Genomic DNA, 420 nt, shown 5'->3' with positions numbered 1-420 from the left:
TCACGTTGTAATCACCTTCCGCCGCCAAGCTTGGGATGGTGATGTTCGCACTGCCGGTATCGACATCCGTTTGGGTCACGGTGTAGGTTTGCGTTGTCACACTGCTATCTGGGTTGGTGATGGTTAACGTCACCGTATCACCCACTTCCACACCCGTTGGAATACTCACCACAGTTTCAACGCCGTCACTGTTCTCTGCCACGCTCACGCTGCCGTCCGCGGCATCCGCGATGGTAAGTGTTGGCGCCGCAGTTGGTGCGGTGGCGTCAAAATCAAACGTCACTGGCGCACTGTCACCACTGCTGTTGCCAGCGGCATCCGTAATGCTGCTGGTGATGCTGTAGTTACCTTCCGCTGTCAAGCTTGGAATGGTGATGTCGGCGCTGCCATTGGCAAGATCCGCCGCCGTCACGGTGTAGG

The 420-nt window shown here is 57.1% G+C and carries 1 pseudogene; it reads right to left on the bottom strand.

Annotation, left to right across the window (positions count from 1 at the left end):
• Positions 1 to 420: pseudogene (locus AACW06_RS20120) on the bottom strand (Ig-like domain-containing protein); the annotation flags it as partial.

Source organism: Vibrio sp. S12_S33 (genome assembly GCF_963889785.1).
Classification (GTDB): Bacteria; Pseudomonadota; Gammaproteobacteria; order Enterobacterales; family Vibrionaceae; genus Vibrio; species Vibrio aestuarianus.
Note: the sequence above shows the minus strand (reverse complement) of the source record. Positions and strands in the feature narration are given on the sequence as shown.